Here is a 21,029-nt window from a genome sequence, read left to right as displayed (position 1 = left end):
GCATGCTGTCATCAGAAGCTCTAGCGCAAATCGACCGGGAGCGGGCCAAGTACCCCCCGGAGCAGGCCCAGTCCGCCGTGATGGCCGCCCTCCGCATCGCCCAGGAGGAAAAGGGCTGGCTGTCCACCGAGACCATGGACTACGTGGCCGAACTGCTGGGCATGCAGCCCATCCAGGTCTACGAGGTGGCCACCTTCTACCATTACTACCAGCTCAAGCCGGTCGGCCGTCACCGCCTGGAGGTGTGCGGCAGCATTTCGTGCTGGCTGTGCGGGTCGGACAAGATCCTGGATTACCTGCGTCAGAAGCTGGGCGTCGAGGTGGGCGAGACCACGCCCGACGGGCGCTTCACCCTGCGCGAGGTGGAATGCCTGGGCGCCTGCGTGGGGGCGCCGATGATGCAGGTCGGCAACACATATTACGAGAATCTCACGCCCGAGCGGATCGACGAGATTCTCGATGCACTGAAATAGGATTGCCCCATGGCGAACGAAGTTTGCTTTCAAAACCTGCATCTGAAAGAACCGTGGACCCTGTCCACCTACGCCAGCACCGGCGGTTACGACATGCTGCGCAAGGTCTTGCAGACGCCGGTGTCGCCGGAAGACATCATCAACGAGGTCAAGAAGTCGGCGCTGCGGGGCCGCGGCGGCGCGGGCTTCCCGACCGGCCTGAAGTGGAGCTTCATGCCCAAGGGCGTGGGGCATCCCAAGTACCTCCTGTGCAATGCCGACGAGGGCGAGCCCGGCACCTGCAAGGACCGGGACATCATGCGCTATGATCCCCATCGCCTGATCGAAGGCATGGCGATCGCCGCCTATGCCATCGGCGCCAACGTGGGTTACATCTACATCCGCGGCGAGTTCTACGAACCCTGGGAGCGGGTGCAGAACGCAATCGACGAGGCCTATGCCGCCGGCTTCCTGGGCAAGAACATCCTGGGCAGCGACCTCAGCTTCGACCTCTACACCCACCGCGGTGCCGGCGCCTACATCTGCGGCGAGGAGACGGCGCTGATCGAGTCGCTGGAAGGCAAGAAGGGCCAGCCGCGCTTCAAGCCGCCCTTCCCGGCGAGCTACGGCCTCTACGGTCGGCCGACCACGGTCAACAACGTCGAGACGCTGGCGTCGGTGCCCGACATCATCCGTCATGGCGGCGAGTGGTTCCTGAATCTGGGCAAGCCCAACAACGGCGGCACCAAGCTCTTCTCGGTGACCGGTCACGTCAACAAGCCGGGCAACTTCGAGGTGCCCATGGGCACCCCGTTCCGCGAGCTGCTGGCCATGGCCGGCGGCGTGCGCGACGGCCGCAAGCTCAAGGCGGTGATTCCCGGCGGCTCCAGCACGCCCATGGTGCCCGGCGAGGTCATGATGGAGGTCAACATGGACTATGACTCCATCTCCAAGGCCGGCTCCATGCTCGGCGCGGGCTCGGTGATCGTCATGGACGAGACCACCTGCATCGTGCAGGCGGCCGAGCGCATGGCGCGCTTCTATTACGACGAGTCCTGCGGCCAGTGCACGCCCTGCCGCGAGGGCACCGGTTGGCTCTACCGCATCCTGCGCCGCATCGAGAGCGGGCAGGGCACCGAGGCGGACCTGGAGCTGCTGCTCAACCTGGGCAACAACATCGAAGGTCGCACCATTTGCGCCCTCGGGGACGCGGCAGTCGCCCCGGTGGCCAGTTCCATCAAGCATTTCCGCGCCGAATACGAGCATCACATCAAGCATGGTCGTTGTTTGGTGGCTTAAGCCGAGGAAACGAGATGCCACATATCGAAATTGACGGTCGCCATATCGAGGTCGAAGCGGGCACCATGATCATCGAGGCTGCCAAGCAGCTCGATATCTACATTCCGCACTTCTGCTACCACCCCAAGCTGTCCGTGGCGGCCAATTGCCGGATGTGCCTGGTCGAGGTGGAGAAGGTGGCCAAGCCGCTGCCCGCCTGCGCCACGCCCGTGGCCGACGGCATGCGCGTCTTCACCCGTTCGGCCAAGACCAAGCAGGCGCAGAAGGGCGTCATGGAGTTCCTGCTCATCAACCATCCGCTGGACTGCCCCATCTGCGACCAGGGCGGCGAATGCGACCTGCAGGATCTGGCGGTCGGCTTCGGCGGCAGTCATTCCCGCTACTACGAGCTCAAGCGCGTGGTCCGCGACAAGGACATCGGTCCGCTGATCGCCACCGAGATGACCCGCTGCATCCATTGCACCCGCTGTGTGCGCTTCGGCCAGGAGATCGCCGGCATCATGGAGCTGGGCGCCACCGGCCGCGGCGAGCACATGGAGATCGGCACCTACATCGAACGCAGCCTCACCTCCGAATTGGTCGGCAACGTCATCGACCTGTGCCCGGTCGGCGCGCTGACCAGCAAGCCGTTCCGCTACACTGCCCGGCCCTGGGAGCTGAAAGCCAGTCCCAGCGTCTGCCCCCATTGCTCCACCGGCTGCAATGTCGAGGCCGATACCCGCAACGGTCAGATCATGCGCGTCCTGCCGCGCGACAACGAGCCGGTGAACGAGAGCTGGATCTGCGACAAGGGCCGCTTCAGCTATGCCGGCCTGCAGGCCGACGACCGCCTGGCCCAGCCTATGGTCAAGCACCAGGGTGCCTGGCACGCGGTGACCTGGGAGGAGGCGCTGGCGGCCACGGTGGAAGGGCTGCGGCGGGTGCTGAATGCCCAGGGAGCCGACCAGATCGGTGCGCTGGCCTCGGCGCGCGCCACCACCGAAGAACTGTTCCTGTTCCAGAGCCTCATGCGGGCCCTTGGCGTCAGAAATATCGATCACCGCCTCAACCAGGCGGATACCCGCGCCGACGCCCAGGCGCCGCTCTTCCCGGCGCTGAACGTCACCCTGGAGGAGCTGCAGGCCCAGCCGCTGGTGCTGCTGGTGGGCGCCAATCCGCGCAAGCAGCAGCCCATGACCAACCACCGCCTGCGCAAAGCCGCGCTGGCGGGCAACCGGATCATGGCGCTCAACGGCCGGCGCTACGACTTCAACTATCCCGTCTACCAAGTGACGCCGGCCGGTGCCGGGCAGGAAGCGGCGCTGCTGGCGCAGTTGCTGGGCCTGCTCGATGGCCAGCGCCTGGCGCAGTTGCCCGGCCACGAGCTTTACGCCATGCCGGCCGGTGACGCGGAACGCCTGACGCAGATCGCCCAGGTGCTGCAGGCCACCGAGTCGCCGCTGATCCTGCTGGGCAGCGATGCGGCCGCCCACCCGCAGGCAGCCGAATTGGATTGGCTGGCGGCGCAGCTGGCCGCGGCCTGCGGCGGGCGGGTCGGCCGCCTGGCCGACTTCGGCAACAGTGCCGGGGCTTGGCTGAGCGGCTGCGTGCCGCACCGGCTGGCCGGCGGCCAGCCGGCAGCGGCGCCCGGCCTGTCGGCCCACGAGATGCTGCAAGCCGGCCTGAAGGCCTATGTGCTGCTGGACGTGGAGCCCGGCCTGGAGGCTTGGGACGGCGCCCAGGCGCGCAGGGCTTTGAAGCAGGCCGACTTTGTGGTATCCCTGTCCCCCTTCGCTGGCGAGGCGAGCGAGTACGCCCAGGTCATGCTGCCCATCGCCTCCTTCCTGGAGTCGGCCGGCACCCTGATCAACAACGAAGGACGGGTGCAGAGCATCCGGCCCACGGCGCGGCTTTACAAGGAGGCCCGCCCCAGTTGGAAGGTACTGCGCGTGCTGGGCAATCTGCTGCACCTGGATGGTTTCCAGCAGAACGACGTGGCCGAGGTTACCAAGGCCTGGGAGAGCGTGGTTGGCCTGGTACCGCTGTCCAGCCACGGCGAGCTGCCCCAGGTGCAGGTGGCGCCCCGCCAGGCAAGCGATGCCGCGCTGCGGCGCCTGGGCGGCTGGCCCATATACCGCACCGATGCGCTGGTGCGCCGTTCCGAGCCCCTGCGCCTTGCCCAGGGGCGGGCGCAGGCGGCCATGCATCCCGAGCAGGCGCGCCAGTTGGGCCTGGAGGGTGCCGAGGAAGTGGTGCTGTCCCACAACGGCCAGCCGGTGAGCTTGCCGCTCGTGCTCGATGCGGGCGTGCCGCCGGGCTGCGTCGCCGTGCCCGCCGGCTACGAGGAAACCGTGGCTCTGGGACCCTTGTACGGCGCGGTGCAGGTGCAGTTGAACCGGTGATAGAGGCGGCAAAGCAGTAATCCTGGCGGGATCTGCGGTCTTTCCCTCGAAAAACCGAAACGATGTGCAGAAGGCGCAGGGCATTGCGCGATAGTGATGGCCCGTGGCGGTGGCCGCTCTTCAAGCGGCCCGTCGCCGGGAGTTGACAAAAGGGGTTAGGAAGGCATGTTTGAAGCCGTTTGGATGACCGATTACGTCCAGCCCGTGGCGTGGATCATGGCCAAGATCGTGGCCATCGTGGGGCCCTTGATGCTGGCGGTGGCTTATCTGACCTATGCCGAGCGCAAGGTGATCGGCTATATCCAGGTGCGCCTGGGCCCCAACCGGGTCGGTCCCGGCGGCTGGCTGCAGCCCATCGCCGACGCCTTCAAGCTGCTGTTCAAGGAGGTGATCGTCCCGAGCGACGCCAATCGCTTCCTCTTCCTGCTGGCGCCCATCCTGGCCATCGCGCCGGCCCTGGCGGCCTGGGCCGTGGTGCCCTTCGGCGAGAATCTGGTGGTGGCGGACATCGATGCCAGCCTGCTCTACGTGCTGGCCATCACCAGCATGGGCGTGTACGGCATCATCATCGCCGGCTGGGCATCCAATTCCAAGTACGCCTTCCTCGGCGCCATGCGCTCGGCGGCGCAGATGGTGGCCTATGAGATCGCCATGGGCTTTGCGCTGGTGGGCGTGCTGATGGCGGCCCAGAGCCTGAATCTGGGCCAGATCGTGGCCGGCCAGCAGGGCGGCGGCTTCTGGAGCTGGTACTGGCTGCCGCTCTTCCCGTTCTTCCTGGTGTATTTCATCGCCGGCGTGGCGGAAACCAACCGCGCCCCCTTCGACGTGGCCGAGGGCGAATCGGAGATCGTGGCCGGCTTCCACGTGGAGTACTCGGGCATGGCCTTCGCCCTCTTTTTCCTGGCCGAGTACGCCAACATGATCCTGGTTTCCCTGCTGGCGGCCCTCATGTTCCTGGGCGGTTGGCTGCCGCCCCTCAACATTGTCCCCTTCACCTGGGTGCCGGGCATCGTGTGGCTGATGCTGAAGGTGGCTTTCCTGCTCTTTGTGTTCCTGTGGCTGCGCGCCACCTTCCCGCGCTACCGCTACGACCAGATCATGCGTCTGGGCTGGAAGGTCTTCATTCCCATCACCATCGTCTGGATCCTGGTGGTGGGCATCGCCCAGCAAACCCCGTTGAAGCCTTTCTTCCAGTAGGAAGAGCGGCGAAGGAGAGGTTCCCGTGAGACTCAGTCCGAAGCAGTTCATCGACACCTTTTTCCTCACCGAGCTGGTGCGCGGCATGATGCTGACCGGCAAGCACCTCTTTGCCCGCAAGATCACCGTCCAGTATCCCGAGGAGCGGACGCCGCAATCGCCGCGCTTCCGCGGACTGCATGCCCTGCGCCGCTACCCCAATGGCGAGGAGCGCTGCATCGCCTGCAAGCTGTGCGAAGCCGTGTGCCCGGCCCTGGCGATCACCATCGAGAGCGAGCAGCGCGAGGACGGCACCCGGCGCACCACGCGCTACGACATCGACCTGACCAAGTGCATCTTCTGCGGCTTCTGCGAGGAGTCCTGTCCGGTGGATTCCATCGTCGAGACGCGGATTCTGGACTACTGCGGCGAAAAGCGCGGCGATCTCCTGTACAGCAAGCCCAGGCTGCTGGAGATTGGCGATAAGTACGAGGCGCAGATTGCGGCGGATCGCGCACAGGACGCCCGCTACCGCTAAGAAGATTCCTGGACGAAGATACCCGCGGCCTGGCCGGTGGGAGAGCATAAGGGACATACATGGATTTGCAGCAGCTGATTTTTTACGTCTTTGCAGGGATTCTGGTATTCGCCGCCGGCATGGTGATCACCGTGCGCAACCCGGTGCACGCCGCTCTCTACCTGGTCCTGGCCTTCTTCACCGCCGCCGGGCTCTTCGTCCTGCTGGAAGCCGAGTTCCTGGCCATCACCCTGGTGCTCGTCTATGTCGGCGCCGTGATGGTGCTCTTCCTCTTCGTGGTGATGATGCTGGACATCAATCTGGCCCGTCTGCGTGAGGGCTTCCTGGACTACCTGCCCCTGGGCGCGGCCCTGGCCCTGGTGATGGTGGTGGAAATGTCCATGCTGCTCGGCGGTCCGGCCTTCGACAGCGCCAACCTGCCGCCCCCGCCCGCTGCGCCGGCGGATTACAGCAATACCAAGGCGCTGGGTCAGCTCCTCTATACCGATTACGTTTATCCCTTCGAAGTGGCGGCCCTGGTGCTGCTGGTGGCCATCGTGGCCGCCATCGCCCTGACCATGCGCCGCCGTCCCGAAACCAAATATCAAAAGCCGGAAGAGCAGTTGCGGGTGAAGCGCGCCGACCGCGTGGAACTGGTCAACGTCAAGTCGGAAAGCCGGCAGTAAGCCTTGTAGCGTCAGTACCGGAAAGGGGAGAGCTTGTGGTTCCGTTATCGCATTATCTAATCCTGGCAGCGATTCTGTTCGCCTTGAGTGTGGTGGGCATTTTCCTGAACCGAAAGAACGTCATCATCCTGCTGATGGCCATCGAATTGATGCTGCTGGCCGTCAACCTGAACCTGGTGGCCTTCTCCCATTTCCTGCAGGACCTGTCCGGCCAGATCTTCGTTTTCTTCATCCTGACCGTGGCCGCGGCCGAGGCGGCCATCGGCTTGGCCATCCTGGTGGTGTACTTCCGCAACCGCAACACCATCAACGTCGAAGACATCGACAGCTTGAGGGGCTAAGCCATGACCATGCCGGTGATCTTCGAGTGGCTGTACCAGTTCCCCATGCGCGCCATTTACCTGGCCATTCCGCTCGCCCCGTTGCTGGGCGCCCTGGTGGCGGGCCTCTTCGGCTGGAAGCTCAAGGAGAAGGCCCATTGGGCGGCCGTGCCGGGCGTGGCCGTGGCTTTCTTCCTGGCCGTGTTCGTCCTCTTCGACGTGCTGGCCGGCAACACCTTCTACGGCGACGTCTATACCTGGGGCATGGTGGGTGACGTCAGCGCCCACGTCGGCTTCCAGATCGACCGGCTGAGCGCCATGATGATGGTGGTGGTGACCTTCGTGTCCCTGTGCGTGCACATCTACACCATCGGCTACATGCATGGCGATCCGGGCTATGCCCGCTTCTTCAGTTACATCGCGCTCTTCACCTTCTCCATGCTGATGCTGGTGATGAGCAACAACTTCCTGCAGCTCTTCTTCGGCTGGGAAGCGGTGGGCCTCGTTTCCTATCTGCTGATCGGCTTCTGGTTCACCCGCGAAAGCGCCATCTACGCCAATCTGAAGGCTTTCCTGGTCAACCGCGTCGGCGACTTCGGCTTCCTGATCGGCATCGCGGCGATCTACAAGTACTTCGGCACCCTCGACTACGCCACCGTCTTCGCCCGCGTGGGCGAGCTGGCGCAGACCACGGTGCAGATCATCCCCGGCTACGAATGGAGCCTGATGACCTGGATCGCGTTGATGCTCTTCATCGGCGCCATGGGCAAGTCGGCCCAGGTGCCCCTGCACGTGTGGCTGCCCGACTCCATGGAGGGCCCGACGCCCATCTCCGCGCTGATCCACGCCGCCACCATGGTGACCGCCGGCATCTTCATGGTGGCGCGCATGTCGCCCATCTACGAACTGTCCACCACCGCCCTGTCGGTAGTCATGGTCATCGGCGCCATCACCGCACTCAGCATGGCGCTCGTCGGCCTGGTGCAGAACGACATCAAGCGGGTGGTGGCCTACTCGACCCTGTCGCAGCTCGGTTACATGACCACCGCCCTGGGTGCGTCCGCCTACGCCGCCGGTGTCTTCCACCTGATGACCCACGCCTTCTTCAAGGCGCTGCTCTTCCTGGCGGCCGGCTCGGTGATCCACGCCATGCACCATGAGCAGGACATCCGCAAGATGGGCGGCCTGCGCAAGTACATGCCGATCACCTACGTCACCTCCATCATCGGCTCGCTGGCGCTGGCCGGCATTCCGCCCTTTGCCGGCTTCTTCAGCAAGGATGCCATCATCGAGGCGGTGGAGCTGTCCCATACGCCGGGCGCCGCCTTCGCTTACTTTGCCCTGGTGGTCGGCGTGTTCCTGACCGCCTTCTACTCGTTCCGCATGTTCTTCCTGGTCTTCCACGGCCAGCCGCGCATGGACGAGCACACGCGCCATCACCTGCACGAGTCGCCCTGGGTCATCACCGTACCCCTGGTGATCCTGGCGGTGCCGTCGGCGCTGGCGGGCCTGCTCTACATCGAGCCGATGCTCTTCGGCCCGTACTTCGCCGACGCCATCCGCGTGTTGCCCGAGCACGACGTCCTGGGTCACCTGGCCGAGGAGTGGCACGGCGTGCTGCCCTTCATCCTGCACGGCCTGCAGACTCCGACCCTGTGGCTGGCCGTGGCGGGCATTGGTCTGTCCGCCTTCTTCTACCTGGTGCGCCCCGACTGGCCGGCGGCGATCGCCAGCGCCTTCCGCCCCGTGTACGTCATGCTGGACCGCAAGTACTGGGCGGATGAGTTCAACAACCTCGTTTTTGCCAAAGGAGCCTTGGGAATCGGTCGACTGTTCTGGAAGGTGGGCGACGTGAAGCTCATCGACGGCAGCCTGGTCAACGGCACGGCCAATCTGGTCGGCCGCATCGCACTCCTGCTGCGGCAGGTGCAGACCGGCTACATCTACCACTACGCCTTCGCCATGATCATCGGCCTCTTCGCATTAATGACCTACTTCCTGATTATCCAAGGCTAAGCTATGCAAGAACTCCCCATTCTCAGTCTGGCCATTTGGCTGCCGATCCTCACCGGTATCCTGACCCTGCTGGCGGGCGAGGGACGGCCGCAGCTGGTCCGCTGGATCGCGTTGCTGGGCACGGTGCTCACCTTTGTCATCACCTTGCCGCTCTACAGCCAGTTCGACGCGAGCACGGCGGCCATGCAGTTCGTGGAGAAGAAGCCGTGGATCGCGCTCTTCAACATCAACTACCACCTGGGAGTGGATGGCCTGTCCCTGTGGTTCGTGCTGCTGACCAGCTTCATCAGCGTGCTGGTGGTCGTCACTTCGTGGAGCAATGTCAGTCGCAAGCTCGCCCAGTACATGGCGGCCTTCCTGATCATGGAGGGCCTCATGATCGGCGTGTTCTCCGCGCTCGACGCCATCCTTTTCTACATCTTCTTCGAAGCCATGCTGATCCCGATGTTCCTCATCATCGGCGTTTGGGGTGGGCCGAACCGCGTCTATGCCACCATCAAGTTCTTCCTCTATACCTTCCTCGGCTCCGTGCCGATGCTGGTGGCGCTGCTGTATATGTACTTCCAGGCCGGCCAGAGCTTCGATATCCTGACCTTCCAGGACATGGCCATCGGCATGACGGCGCAGACGCTGATCTGGTTCGCCTTCCTGCTGGCCTTTTCCATCAAGATCCCCATGTGGCCGGTGCACACCTGGCTGCCCGACGCCCATGTGGAGGCGCCAACCGCCGGCTCGGTGGTGCTGGCGGCCATCATGCTGAAGATCGGCGCCTATGGTTTCCTGCGCTTCTCCATGCCCATGCTGCCGGACGCCACCCGTGAGCTGGCCTGGCTGATGATCGCCCTGTCGCTGATCGCGGTGGTCTACATCGGCCTCGTGGCCATCGTGCAGGAGGACATGAAAAAGCTCATCGCCTATTCCTCCATTTCGCACATGGGCTTCGTCACTCTGGGCCTGTATCTCTTCAACAAGGCCGGGATGGAAGGCGCCATCATCCAGATGATCTCCCACGGCTTCATCAGCGCGGCCATGTTCCTGTGCGTAGGCGTGCTGTACGACCGCATGCACACGCGCCTGATCAGCCGCTACGGCGGCGTGGCCAACAGCATGCCCGTTTTCGCCAGCCTGATGCTGCTGTTCAGCATGGCCAACGCCGGCCTGCCGGGCACCTCCGGCTTCGTGGGCGAGTTCATGGTGATTCTCGGCTCCTATCAGGTGAATCCCTGGTTCGCCATCGCGGCGGCCACCACCCTGATCTGGGGCGCCGGCTACACCCTGTGGATGTACAAGCGCGTGATCTTCGGGCCGGTGGCCAACGAGGAGGTGGCGCAGCTCAAGGAGGCCAATGGCCGCGAGATCTTCGCCCTGCTGACGCTGGCCGCCTTCACGCTGCTGATGGGCCTGTGGCCCGCCCCCTTCCAGGAGGTCATGCACGCCTCCGTGGATCACCTGCTGGGTCAGGTGGCCGTCAGCAAGGTTTTGCCATAAAGGGATAGAGACATGGGTTCTACGATGTCGAGTTGGATGTTGATCGCGCCGGAGCTCTTCGTGACGGCGATGGCTTGCGCTATTCTGATTTTCGATCTGTTCCTGAAGGACGATCAGCGCGACCTGACCTACCTGCTGTCCCAGGTCACCCTGCTGGGTGCCAGCCTCCTGACCGTGCGCTTGGCCGGGGAGAGCAACGTGGCCTTCGAGGGCATGTTCGTGCTGGACAACTTCGCCAAGGTCATGAAGCTGTTCATCTATCTCACCGTCTTCGCGGTGTTCGCCTATTCGCGGCGCTACTTGATGGAGCGCGGCCTGTACCGGGGTGAATACTTCGTGCTGGTGCTCTTCGCCGTGGTGGGCACCATGATCATGGTGTCCGCGGGCAACCTGCTGACCATCTACCTGGGGCTGGAGCTGCTGGCCCTGTGCCAGTACGCCCTGGTCGGCCTGCAACGCGACAACGGCACGGCGACCGAGGCCGCGCTGAAGTACTTCATTCTCGGCGCCTTGGCTTCCGGCATGCTGCTTTATGGCATGTCCCTGCTCTACGGCGTGGCCGGCACCCTGGACATCGCCGGCATCGGCAACGTGGTGACCAGCATCGGCGCCAACGACAAGGTGCTGATCTTCGCGCTGGTCTTCGTCATGGTGGGCATCGCCTTCAAGTTCGGCGCCGCGCCTTTCCACATGTGGGTGCCGGACGTCTATCAGGGGGCGCCGACGGCCATCACCCTGTTCCTGTCCACCGCACCCAAGCTGGCCGCCTTCGCCATGGCCATCCGTCTGCTGGTGGAGGGCTTGTCGGCGACCGCCGGGGCCTGGGAGGACATGTTCATCGTCATGGCCATGCTGTCCATCCTGGTGGGCAACGTGGTGGCCATCGCCCAGACCAACCTCAAGCGCATGCTTGCCTACTCGGCCATCAGCCACGTGGGCTTCCTCTTCCTGGGCTTGGTCGGCGGCAACCTCAACGGCCTGTCCAGCGCGCTCTTCTACACGGTGACCTACGTGCTGATGGGCATGGGTGGTTTCGCCATGATCATGCTGCTGTCGCGGGCCGGTTTCGAGGCCGAGGAGATCAGCGATTTCAAGGGGCTGAACCAGCGTCATCCCTGGTATGCGGGCATGATGATGATCCTCATGTTCTCCATGGCCGGCGTACCGCCGACCGTGGGCTTCTACGCCAAGCTGGCGGTGCTGCAGACCGTGGTGCAGGCCGGCCATGTCTGGCTCGCCATCTTCGCGGTCATCCTGTCGGTGGTGGGCGCCTTCTACTACCTGCGCGTGGTCAAGGTCATGTATTTCGATGCCCCGGAGACGGCGGAACCAGTGCCCAGTGACAGCCTCGTGGGCGGGGTGGTCACCCTCAACAGCCTGGCCGTCCTGGTGCTGGGCCTGTCGCCGGGCGCCCTGATGAGCATCTGCGTGTACGCCATGCAGGGATTGGTGTAAGTCATGGCCAAGACCGGCGTCTGGTTCTTCCTCTTCGTCGCGGTGGTGGCGGCCAATCTGCCGTGGCTGACGAGTCGGATCTTCTTCCTGTTTGCCCCGAAAGCCGGCGAGAAGAAGATTTTCTGGCGACTGCTGGAGTGGCTGGTGCTGTACTTCGTGACCCTGGCCATCGGCTTCGGCATCGAACGGGCGAGCATGGGCGACGTGCAGCGGCAGGGTTGGGAGTTCTATGCCGTCACCCTGTCGCTTTTCGCCGTGCTGGCCATCCCAAGCTTCATCTACCGCTACAACCTGCGGCGCATGCTGGCTCGGCCTTGATTTTTGCCGGGTGGGATGGTAAGTTTGGCGGTACTTTAGGCGCGTAGCTCAGGGGGAGAGCGCTACCTTGACACGGTAGAGGTCGGCGGTTCGAAACCGCCCGTGCCTACCAATTTTCCTATGAAGGCATCGCAATTTGTGATGCTTTTTTTGTTTATAGCGAGGCTTGCGGATGCCCGTTGTTTCTCTTCCCGATGGGAGCCGAAAGGAGTTCGACCGCCCCGTCACCGCCGCCGAGGTGGCGGCCAGCATCGGCAAGGGGCTGGCGAAGGCGGCGGTGGCCGTCCGTCTGGACGGCAAGCTGGTGGACCTGTCCACGCTGATTGACCACGACGTGGACTTTGCCGTGGTCACGGCCGACAGTCCCGAGGGCACCGAGGTCATCCGTCATTCCACCGCGCATCTGCTGGCCCAGGCGGTCAAGGCGCTCTATCCGCAGGCCCAGGTCACCATCGGTCCCACCGTGGAGAACGGCTTCTACTACGATTTCGCCATCGACAGGGCCTTTACGCCCGAAGACCTGGCGCGGATCGAGGCCAAGATGGCCGAGCTGGCCAAGGCCGACCTGAAGGTCGAGCGGGAGGTGATGCCCCGCGACGAGGCCATCCGCCTCTTCAGCGGCATGGGCGAAAAGTACAAGGCAGAGATCATCGGCGAGATCCCGGCGGGGGAGGACATCAGCCTCTATCGGCAGGGCGATTTCGTCGATCTGTGCCGCGGCCCGCACGTGCCCAGCACCGGTCGCCTGAAGGCCTTCAAGCTGACCAAGGTGGCCGGCGCCTATTGGCGCGGCGACGCCCGCAACCCCATGCTGCAGCGCATCTACGGCACCGCCTGGGCGGACAAGGCCGCGCTCGATGCCTATCTCAAGCAGCAGGAAGAGGCGGAGCGGCGCGATCACCGGCGCATCGGCACCGAGCTCGATCTCTTCTCCATTCAGGAGGATGCCGGCGGCGGCCTGGTGTTCTGGCATCCCATGGGCGCGCGCATCCGCCGCCTCATGGAGGATTTCTGGCGCGCGGCGCACGTGCAGGGGGGCTACGAGCTCCTCTACACCCCGCACATCGCGCACCAGGAGCTGTGGAAGACTTCCGGCCACGCCGACTTCTACAGCGAGTCCATGTTCCAGCCCATCGAGGACGACCATCAGCTCTATCAGCTGAAGCCGATGAACTGTCCCTTCCATGTGCTGATCTACAAGGACAAGCTGCGCTCCTATCGCGAGCTGCCCTTCCGCTGGGCGGAACTCGGCACGGTCTACCGGCACGAGCTGTCCGGCGCCCTGCATGGGCTCATGCGCGTGCGCGGCTTCACCCAGGACGATGCCCACATCTTCTGCCGCGAGGACCAGATCGAGGAGGAGATTCTCGGGGTGCTGGATCTGATCCAGAAGATCCTCACCGCCTTCGGCTTCGAGCGCTACGAGATCAATCTCTCCACCCGGCCGGCGGAGTCGGTGGGCAGCGACGCCATCTGGGAAAGCGCCACCGCGGCCCTGCGCACCGCCCTGGAGCGCAAGGGCTTGGCCTATCAGGTGGACGAGGGTGGCGGCGCCTTCTACGGGCCCAAGATCGACCTGAAGATCGAGGACGCCATCGGTCGCAAGTGGCAGTGCTCCACGGTGCAGCTGGATTTCAACCTGCCCGAGCGCTTCGACATGGAGTACGTGGCCGAGGACGGCTCGCGCCGGCGCCCCATCATGATCCATCGCGCCCTGCTGGGTTCCCTGGAGCGTTTCTTCGGCGTCCTCATCGAGCACTACGAAGGCAAGTTCCCGCCTTGGCTGGCGCCCGTGCAGGCGGTGGTGATGAATATCACCGACGCGCAGGCGGATTACGCGCAGGAAGCAACGGAAACTCTGAAAAAAATGGGTTTTCGTGTAGAATCCGACTTGAGAAACGAGAAGATCGGCTTTAAAATACGCGCCCACACTTTGCGAAGGGTTCCGTATCTGCTGGTCGTCGGCGACCGTGAGCAAGCGGCCGGCACCGTGGCGGTGCGCAGCCGCGACGGCCGCGACCTGGGCACCATGCCGATCCGGGATTTCGGTGCCCTGCTCGGGCGCATGGTGGAGAGCCGGGCGCAATTACAGGACAAAGCGGAGGGTTAGGCTATCGCCTCGACAAAGTCAGTTAGAGTTAACCGGGAGATCAACGCGCCCAAGGTGCGCCTGATTGACGAAAACGGCGAGCAGGCCGGCATCGTGCCGCTGTCGGCTGCCTTGGCTGCCGCCGAGACCGCCGGTCTGGACCTGGTGGAGATTGCCCCCAATGCGGATCCGCCCGTCTGCCGGATCATGGATTACGGCAAGTTCAAGTACCAGGAAAGCAAGCGGCTGCACGAGGCGCGCAAGAAGCAGAAGCAGGTGCAGATCAAGGAAATCAAGTTCCGCCCGGGCACCGACGAAGGCGACTACCAGGTGAAGTTGCGCAACCTGATCCGCTTCCTGGAGGAGGGGGACAAGGCCAAGATCACCCTGCGCTTCCGCGGTCGGGAAATGGCACACCAGGAACTGGGACTGCAGCTCCTGAACCGCGTCGAGGGCGACTTGAAGGACTATGGTGCGGTTGAACAGCGGCCCCGCTTGGAGGGCCGGCAAATGGTGATGGTCATCGCCCCGCGTAAACATTAATACTTGTTGGAGAGAGTTATGCCTAAGTTGAAGACCAATCGGGGTGCGGCCAAGCGCTTCACACGGACCGGCAAGGGCGGTTTCAAGCACCGTCCCGCCTTCAAGAACCACATCCTGACCAAGAAGTCCACCAAGCGCAAGCGCCACCTGCGCCATACGGTCGTCGCGTCCTCCAGTGACGTGGCCGCCTTGAAGCGCATGCTGCCTTTCGTTTAAGTATCGGGCCGGAAAGCTTTCCCGCCGTAAGGAGTTATCACAATGCCTCGCGTTAAACGTGGAGTTCAGGCGCGTCAGCGCCACAAGCGCATCCTGGAGCAGGCCAAGGGCTACCGGGGCCGCCGCAAGAGTACCTTCCGCGCCGCCAATCAGGCGGTGATGAAGGCCGGCCAGTATCAATACCGTGATCGCCGCGTCCGCAAGCGCGACTTCCGTCGCCTGTGGATCGTGCGCATCAACGCCGGCGCCCGCGAGTACGGCCTGAGCTACAGCCGCTTTATCAACGGCCTGCAGAGCGCGGGCGTCGAGGTGGACCGCAAGGTACTCGCCGATCTGGCGGTGGCCGACAAGGCGGCTTTCGCCTCGCTGGCGGAAATTGCCAAGCAGCAGCTGGCGAGCTGAAGCTTCGCATGCCTGGATGATCCGGCGCGTGGTGTTTCGTTGAAGCATTCCGGGGAGAAGGGATCACCTTTCTCCCCGGAACGTTTGTGGGGGCTTGAATGCAAGAGACATTGCGGCAGATGTGCGAAACCGCTCTGGCGGCGGTGGGGCAGGCGGATGACCTGGCCCGGCTGGACCAGGTCCGGGTACAGTACCTCGGCAAGAAAGGCGAGCTGACCCAGTTGCTGCAGCAGTTGGGCCGGGTCGCCCCGGAGGAGCGTCCGCGCCTGGGACAGCTGGTCAACGAGGCCAAGGAGAGCCTGGCTGCCGCCCTGCAGGCGCGCCGGGAGCAGTTGGAAGCCGAGGCCATCGCCGCCCGGCTGGCCGCCGACCGCCTCGATGTGACCTTGCCCGGGCGCGGCCTGGGTCGCGGCACCCTGCATCCCATCGGCCGTACCCTCGACCGCATTCAGGACATCTTCCGCCAGATGGGCTTCACCCTGGCCGATGGCCCGGAGATCGAAGACGACTTCCACAATTTCGAGGCCCTGAACATTCCGGCGGATCATCCGGCCCGGGCCATGCACGACACCTTCTACATCGACGACCGCCACGTCTTGCGCACGCACACCTCGCCGGTGCAGATCCGCGCCCTGGAGCAGAGTGAGCCGCCGTTGCGCGTCATCGCCGCCGGCCGGGTTTATCGCTGCGATTCGGACATCACCCACACGCCGATGTTCCACCAGGTGGAAGGCCTGTGGGTGGACCGCGAAGTCAGCTTCGCCGATCTCAAGGGCCTGCTGGCCGGTTTTCTGCAAAGCTTTTTTCAGCGGCCCGACCTGCCGGTGCGCTTTCGCCCCTCGTACTTTCCCTTCACCGAACCGTCCGCCGAGGTGGACATCGGCTGCGTCATCTGCCAAGGTGCCGGTTGCCGGGTGTGCAAGCACACCGGCTGGCTGGAGGTGCTGGGCTGCGGGATGGTGCATCCCAATGTGCTGCAGCAGGTGAACGTGGATCCCGAACAGTATCCGGGCTTTGCCTTCGGCATGGGAGTCGAGCGCCTGGCCATGCTCCGCTTCGGCGTGGACGACCTGCGGCTCTTCTTCGAAAACGATCTGCGCTTCCTGGGGCAGTTGGCATAGCGAGAGTGGGGTAGGGCATGCGTCTTAGCCAAGAATGGCTGCACAGTTGGATCAACCCGGGCTGGAGCGCGCGCGAGCTGGGCGAGCGCCTGACCATGGCCGGCCTGGAATTGGAAGCCCTGGAGGCGGCGGCACCCGCCTTCAGTGGGGTGGTCGTGGGAGCCGTGCTGCGCGTCGCGCCTCATCCGAATGCCGACAAGCTGCGGTTGACCTGGGTGGACGCGGGCCGTGGCGAGCCCCTGCAGATCGTGTGCGGCGCGGCCAACGTGGCCGAGGGGCTGCGGGTGCCCGTTGCCCTGCCGGGCGCGGTGCTGCCCGGCGGGCTCAGCATCCGCGCGGCGAGCGTGCGCGGCGAGTCTTCCGCCGGCATGCTCTGCTCCGCCCAGGAGCTGGGGCTGGAGGAAAAGTCCGAGGGGCTGCTCATCCTGGATCCGGATGCGCCGGTGGGGCAGGATCTGCGCACCTATCTGGCGTTGGATGACGAGATCCTGACCCTCGGCCTCACGCCGAACCGGGCGGATTGCCTGTCTCTGCGCGGCTTGGCCCGCGAGGTGGCGGCCCTGGCCGGCGGCACGCCGGTGGCGCCGGCCGCCGCACCCGTGGCGGCGGCGGATCTGCCGTCCTTGGCGCTGCGGGTGGAGGCACCCGCCGCCTGTCCCCGCTACTGCGGCCAGCGCATCGACGGCATCGATCCCCGCGCCCGCACGCCCGACTGGCTGCGCGAGCGCCTGCGCCGCGCCGGCCTGCGTGCCATCCACCCGGTGGTGGACGTCGCCAATTACGTCATGCTCGAGCTCGGGCAGCCGTTGCATGCCTTCGACGCCGGCAAGCTGCAGGGCGGCCTGCAGGTGCGCCTGGCGCGCGCCGGCGAGAAGCTGGTGCTGCTGGACGGCGCCACGGCGGCCCTGGCCCCGGACATGCTGGTGATCGCCGACGAGGCCGGCCCCCAGGCCGTGGCCGGCATCATGGGGGGGCTGGCCACGGCGGTGGACGGCAACACCCGCAGCCTCTTCCTGGAAAGCGCTTTTTTCGCGCCGGCGGCCCTGGCCGGGCGGGCTCGGCGCCTGGGCTTGCATACCGATGCCTCCCATCGCTTCGAGCGCGGCGTGGACCCGGAGCTGGCGCCGGCGGCCCTGGCCCGGGCCGCCGCCCTGATCGTCGAGATCTGCGGTGGCCGGGCGGGGCCGGTGCAGGTGCTGGAGCATCCAGAGCACCTGCCCGCGCGTCCGCAAATCCTGCTGCGCCGGCAACGCCTTGCTCGCATTCTGGGTGCGGCCATTCCCGATGCCGAGGTCGCCGGCATCCTGGGCGCCCTGGGCATGGCGGTGAGCGCCGTGGGCGAGGGCTGGCAGGTGTGCCCGCCCAGCAGCCGCTTTGATCTGCGCATCGAGGCCGATCTGATCGAGGAGGTGGCGCGCATCCACGGCTATGCCAACTTGCCGGTGACTTTGCCGCGGGCCGCCTTGCCGGTGCCGCCGGCCGTGGAGAGCGGCGAGCCGGCGGCGTTGCGGCACCTGCTGGCCGGGCGGGACTACCACGAGGTCATCACCTACAGCTTCGTTTCCGCCGAGTGGCAGGCGCGCATCGATCCCGAGTGCCCCGCCATCCCGGTGCGCAACCCGATTTCCCAAGAGCTGGGCGTGATGCGCACCAGCCTGTGGCCCGGCCTGTTGCAGACTTTGCACTATAATCTGAATCGACAGCAGCAGCGGGTGCGCATCTTCGAGCTGGGCCGGGTCTTCCGGGGCGAGGAGCAGCCGCTCATGCTGGGCGGTTTGGTCGCCGGCCCGCACTTTCCGCTGTCCTGGGCCAATGACCGCCAGCCGGCCGATTTCTTCGATGTGAAGGGCGACGTGGAGGCATTGCTCCTGGAGCTGCGGGCCGGCGAGCCCGTATTTCAGGCCGGCGCGCATCGCGCCCTGCACCCGGGGCAGACCGCCGACATCCGGGCTGGCGGCCGCTGGGTCGGACGCCTGGGCACACTGCATCCCCGCCTGCTGCAGGCGCTGGATCTGTCCCAGACGCCGGTGCTCTTCGAGCTGGATCTGCAGGCGTTGCGCGCGGCGCGCGCAGCTTCTCCTTGTTACACGGGGCTGTCGCGCTTTCCGGCGCTGCGGCGCGATTTGGCGCTGCTGGTGCCGCGCAGCGTGCCGGCGGCGGAAATCGCTGCGGCCATCGCGGCGGCGGCACCGTCCCTGATCCGGGAGGTACAGTTGTTCGACCGCTACCAGGGGGCGGGCATTCCCGAAGATCAGCAGAGCCTGGCCTTCAGCCTGCTGCTGCAAAGCGACGAAAAGACTCTGGATGACGAGGCCATCAGTCAGGCAATGGAAGCGGTGTTGATGCGGGTGCGCCAAGTGTGCCCGGTCACCCTGCGTCAGTGAGGAGAATCAGTCATATGGCGGTAACCAAGGCGGATCTGGCCGACATGCTGTTCGAGAAAGTGGGCTTCAACAAGCGCGAGGCCAAGGAAATCGTGGAAAGCTTCTTCAGCGAGATGCGCTCGGCCCTGGCGCAGGGGGAGGAGATCAAGCTGTCCGGCTTCGGCAACTTCACGCTGCGCCAGAAGAATCCGCGCCCGGGCCGCAACCCGAAGACCGGCGTGGAGATCACCATAACGGCCCGACGCGTGGTCAGCTTTCGGGCCAGCAACAAGTTGAAAGCCTGTGTCAACGGAGATACCGGAGAAGGATAGCCCGGCGTTGCCGCCCATTCCCGCCAAGCGTTATTTCAGCATTGGCGAGGCGGCGGCGCTGTGCGGCGTGAAAGCGCACGTCCTGCGCTACTGGGAGCAGGAATTTCCTTCCCTGTCGCCCATCAAGCGTCGCGGCAACCGCCGCTATTACCAGGAGGCGGACATTCTCCTGGCCCGCCAGATCCGGGACCTGCTCTATCGGCAGGGCTTCACCATCCAGGGCGCCCGCGAGCGCCTTTCGCAGCAGTCCGTCGCCCAGCCGCCCGCCGCTCCCCGGTCGGGCGTGGACTTGGCGGCCCTGCGCCGGGAGCTGCAGGCCATCCTGAAACTCTGCCGATCCTGAGCGGGTGTTCCGGCTTGACCTGGCATGGGGCTCCGGTTAAACTCTGCGCTCTTGCACGGGGCGTAGCGCAGCCTGGTAGCGCACCTGAATGGGGTTCAGGTGGTCGGAGGTTCAAATCCTCTCGCCCCGACCAGTTTCGATCAGCAACGGCAGGCGGTTAGTGTCTCGGCACTAACCGCCTTTTTCTTTGCAAACGCGCGTGCGGGACTCGTTGCCGCCCTCGATGACCGCATCGGTCAGCCTCACCCCGGAAACAGGCTCGGGAAATAGGCTCGTCTCCTCGCCGCCCGGCCCTCGCCGCCGTTGCGGATTTGCTGAGGTTCTGGCTTGTTCGCGAAAGGAGCAGGCAAAGCGTGGGCGCGCTCCTGATTGGAGCGTGTCCGCACGCTTCGACATTCCTCCGTTGGAGTTCGGATTCGCATGACGCTGCTTGACCAATCACCACCATTTCATGCGGCATGGGCAGACGCAATTCCGGCCGAGCCCGGGCTTGCCGGGCGTCCATCCTTCGTGCTGATCGTGGACGACCAAGCCGGTGGCCGGAAGATTCTGGAGGAGCTGGTGCGGGCGATGGATCCGGGCTTGGTGGTGGAGAGTTTTGCGGAGCCGGAGGCGGCGCTGGCGCGTGCCCAGCGGCAGCCGCCGGACCTGATCCTGACCGACTACAAGATGCCGAGCATGGACGGCGTGACCTTCATCCAGCGCATCCGCGCCCTGCCCGGCTGCGCCGACGTGCCGCTGGTGGTGATCACGGTGGTGGAGGACCCGCAGATCCGCTACCAGGCCCTGGATGCCGGCGCCAGCGACTTCCTCACCCGTCCCATCGACCAGTACGAATGCCGCGCCCGCTGCCGCAACCTGCTGACCCTGCGCCGCCAGCAGCAGCTCATCAAGCACCGCGCCCACTGGCTGGAAGACCAGGTGGCCCTGGCCACCCGCGAGATCCGCGCCCGCGAGCGCGAGACCCTGCTGCGCCTGGCCAAGGCCGGCGAGTACCGCGACGAGGAGACCGGCAATCACGTGCTGCGCATGGCCAAGTACTCGCGCCTGTTGGCCGAAGCCGTGGGCCTGAGCGAGGCCGAGTGCGACGAGATCGAGCTGGCCGCGCCCATGCACGACATCGGCAAGATCGGCGTGCCCGACAGCATCCTGCTCAAGGCCGGCCGGCTCACCGCCGAGGAGTTCCGCATCATGCAGGCGCACACCACGATCGGCCATGCCATCCTGAGCGGCAGTCCGTCGCGCTATCTGCAGCTCGGCGCGGTGATTGCCCTGGGCCATCACGAGCAGTACGACGGCAGCGGCTATCCGCAGGGCCTGCGCGGCCAGGCCATTCCGCTGGCCGCCCGCATCGTGGCGGTGGCCGACGTCTACGATGCCCTGACCTCCACCCGGCCCTACAAGCCGGCCTGGTCGGTCGCCGATGCCCGCCGCTACCTCCAGCAGCAGGCCGGCCGCCACTTCGACCCCGACTGCGTCCACGCCTTCCTCGCCCAAAGCGACAAGGTGCGC

Annotated in this window: 20 protein-coding genes and 2 tRNA genes; all 22 read left to right on the top strand. The window is 65.2% G+C overall.

Features of this window, described 5'->3' with window-relative positions:
- The first annotated feature begins 2 nt into the window (after window positions 1–2).
- Complete coding sequence (gene nuoE / locus G579_RS0107735; RefSeq protein ID WP_028989731.1) at window positions 3–473, top strand: NADH-quinone oxidoreductase subunit NuoE; 471 nt, start codon at window positions 3–5, stop codon at window positions 471–473.
- 9 nt (window positions 474–482) lie between these two features.
- Window positions 483–1,751, top strand: coding sequence for an NADH-quinone oxidoreductase subunit NuoF (gene nuoF, locus G579_RS0107730; RefSeq protein ID WP_028989730.1), 1,269 nt, complete (start codon window positions 483–485; stop codon window positions 1,749–1,751).
- Window positions 1,752–1,765: 14 nt separating this feature from the next.
- A complete protein-coding gene (gene nuoG / locus G579_RS0107725; RefSeq protein WP_028989729.1) occupies window positions 1,766–4,132 on the top strand; it encodes an NADH-quinone oxidoreductase subunit NuoG in 2,367 nt (788 codons plus the stop codon).
- A 165-nt stretch (window positions 4,133–4,297) separates the two neighbouring features.
- Complete coding sequence (gene nuoH, locus G579_RS0107720; protein WP_230973822.1) at window positions 4,298–5,329, top strand: NADH-quinone oxidoreductase subunit NuoH; 1,032 nt, start codon at window positions 4,298–4,300, stop codon at window positions 5,327–5,329.
- A 25-nt stretch (window positions 5,330–5,354) separates the two neighbouring features.
- Window positions 5,355–5,846, top strand: a complete 492-nt coding sequence (gene nuoI / locus G579_RS0107715) for an NADH-quinone oxidoreductase subunit NuoI (protein WP_038018869.1) — start codon at window positions 5,355–5,357, stop codon at window positions 5,844–5,846.
- 59 nt (window positions 5,847–5,905) lie between these two features.
- Complete coding sequence (locus tag G579_RS0107710) at window positions 5,906–6,511, top strand: NADH-quinone oxidoreductase subunit J (RefSeq protein WP_028989726.1); 606 nt, start codon at window positions 5,906–5,908, stop codon at window positions 6,509–6,511.
- A gap of 35 nt (window positions 6,512–6,546) precedes the next feature.
- Window positions 6,547–6,852, top strand: a complete 306-nt coding sequence (gene nuoK, locus G579_RS0107700; RefSeq protein ID WP_028989725.1) for an NADH-quinone oxidoreductase subunit NuoK — start codon at window positions 6,547–6,549, stop codon at window positions 6,850–6,852.
- Between the two features lie 3 nt (window positions 6,853–6,855).
- Window positions 6,856–8,847, top strand: coding sequence for an NADH-quinone oxidoreductase subunit L (nuoL, locus tag G579_RS0107695; RefSeq protein WP_230973821.1), 1,992 nt, complete (start codon window positions 6,856–6,858; stop codon window positions 8,845–8,847).
- 3 nt (window positions 8,848–8,850) lie between these two features.
- The gene (locus G579_RS0107690; protein WP_028989723.1) at window positions 8,851–10,335 is read left to right on the top strand and encodes an NADH-quinone oxidoreductase subunit M; all 1,485 of its coding nucleotides are present in this window, start codon (window positions 8,851–8,853) and stop codon (window positions 10,333–10,335) included.
- 12 nt (window positions 10,336–10,347) lie between these two features.
- The gene (nuoN, locus tag G579_RS0107685; RefSeq protein WP_028989722.1) at window positions 10,348–11,790 is read left to right on the top strand and encodes an NADH-quinone oxidoreductase subunit NuoN; all 1,443 of its coding nucleotides are present in this window, start codon (window positions 10,348–10,350) and stop codon (window positions 11,788–11,790) included.
- Window positions 11,791–11,793: 3 nt separating this feature from the next.
- Entirely contained in the window at window positions 11,794–12,108 is a 315-nt protein-coding gene (locus G579_RS0107680; RefSeq protein WP_028989721.1) for a DUF2818 family protein, read from the top strand.
- Between the two features lie 37 nt (window positions 12,109–12,145).
- Window positions 12,146–12,220: transfer RNA gene (locus G579_RS0107675), tRNA-Val, on the top strand.
- A gap of 60 nt (window positions 12,221–12,280) precedes the next feature.
- The gene (thrS, locus tag G579_RS0107670; RefSeq protein WP_028989720.1) at window positions 12,281–14,218 is read left to right on the top strand and encodes a threonine--tRNA ligase; all 1,938 of its coding nucleotides are present in this window, start codon (window positions 12,281–12,283) and stop codon (window positions 14,216–14,218) included.
- A gap of 3 nt (window positions 14,219–14,221) precedes the next feature.
- Window positions 14,222–14,740: a translation initiation factor IF-3 gene (gene infC / locus G579_RS0107665; RefSeq protein WP_028989719.1), complete on the top strand. Its 519-nt coding sequence runs from the start codon at window positions 14,222–14,224 to the stop codon at window positions 14,738–14,740.
- Window positions 14,741–14,758: 18 nt separating this feature from the next.
- A complete protein-coding gene (gene rpmI, locus G579_RS0107660; RefSeq protein ID WP_028989718.1) occupies window positions 14,759–14,956 on the top strand; it encodes a 50S ribosomal protein L35 in 198 nt (65 codons plus the stop codon).
- A 42-nt stretch (window positions 14,957–14,998) separates the two neighbouring features.
- On the top strand, window positions 14,999–15,358 hold the full coding sequence (gene rplT / locus G579_RS0107655; RefSeq protein ID WP_028989717.1) for a 50S ribosomal protein L20: 360 nt from the start codon (window positions 14,999–15,001) through the stop codon (window positions 15,356–15,358).
- 98 nt (window positions 15,359–15,456) lie between these two features.
- Window positions 15,457–16,479 (top strand): phenylalanine--tRNA ligase subunit alpha, encoded by a 1,023-nt coding sequence (gene pheS / locus G579_RS0107650; RefSeq protein ID WP_028989716.1) that lies wholly within the window; start codon window positions 15,457–15,459, stop codon window positions 16,477–16,479.
- Between the two features lie 17 nt (window positions 16,480–16,496).
- Window positions 16,497–18,863 (top strand): phenylalanine--tRNA ligase subunit beta, encoded by a 2,367-nt coding sequence (gene pheT / locus G579_RS0107645; protein WP_028989715.1) that lies wholly within the window; start codon window positions 16,497–16,499, stop codon window positions 18,861–18,863.
- A 14-nt stretch (window positions 18,864–18,877) separates the two neighbouring features.
- Window positions 18,878–19,174, top strand: a complete 297-nt coding sequence (locus G579_RS0107640) for an integration host factor subunit alpha (RefSeq protein ID WP_028989714.1) — start codon at window positions 18,878–18,880, stop codon at window positions 19,172–19,174.
- The gene (locus G579_RS0107635) at window positions 19,146–19,517 is read left to right on the top strand and encodes a MerR family transcriptional regulator (RefSeq protein WP_230973819.1); all 372 of its coding nucleotides are present in this window, start codon (window positions 19,146–19,148) and stop codon (window positions 19,515–19,517) included. Before G579_RS0107640 ends, G579_RS0107635 begins: the two co-directional genes overlap by 29 nt.
- Window positions 19,518–19,573: 56 nt before the next feature.
- Window positions 19,574–19,650, top strand: a tRNA-Pro gene (locus G579_RS0107630).
- A gap of 386 nt (window positions 19,651–20,036) precedes the next feature.
- Window positions 20,037–21,029 (top strand): HD-GYP domain-containing protein (locus tag G579_RS0107625; protein WP_230973818.1); only part of this gene is annotated, 993 nt, incomplete at its 3' end.

It is taken from the genome of Thermithiobacillus tepidarius DSM 3134, assembly GCF_000423825.1.
GTDB lineage: Bacteria > Pseudomonadota > Gammaproteobacteria > Acidithiobacillales > Thermithiobacillaceae > Thermithiobacillus > Thermithiobacillus tepidarius.
Note: the sequence above shows the minus strand (reverse complement) of the source record. Positions and strands in the feature narration are given on the sequence as shown.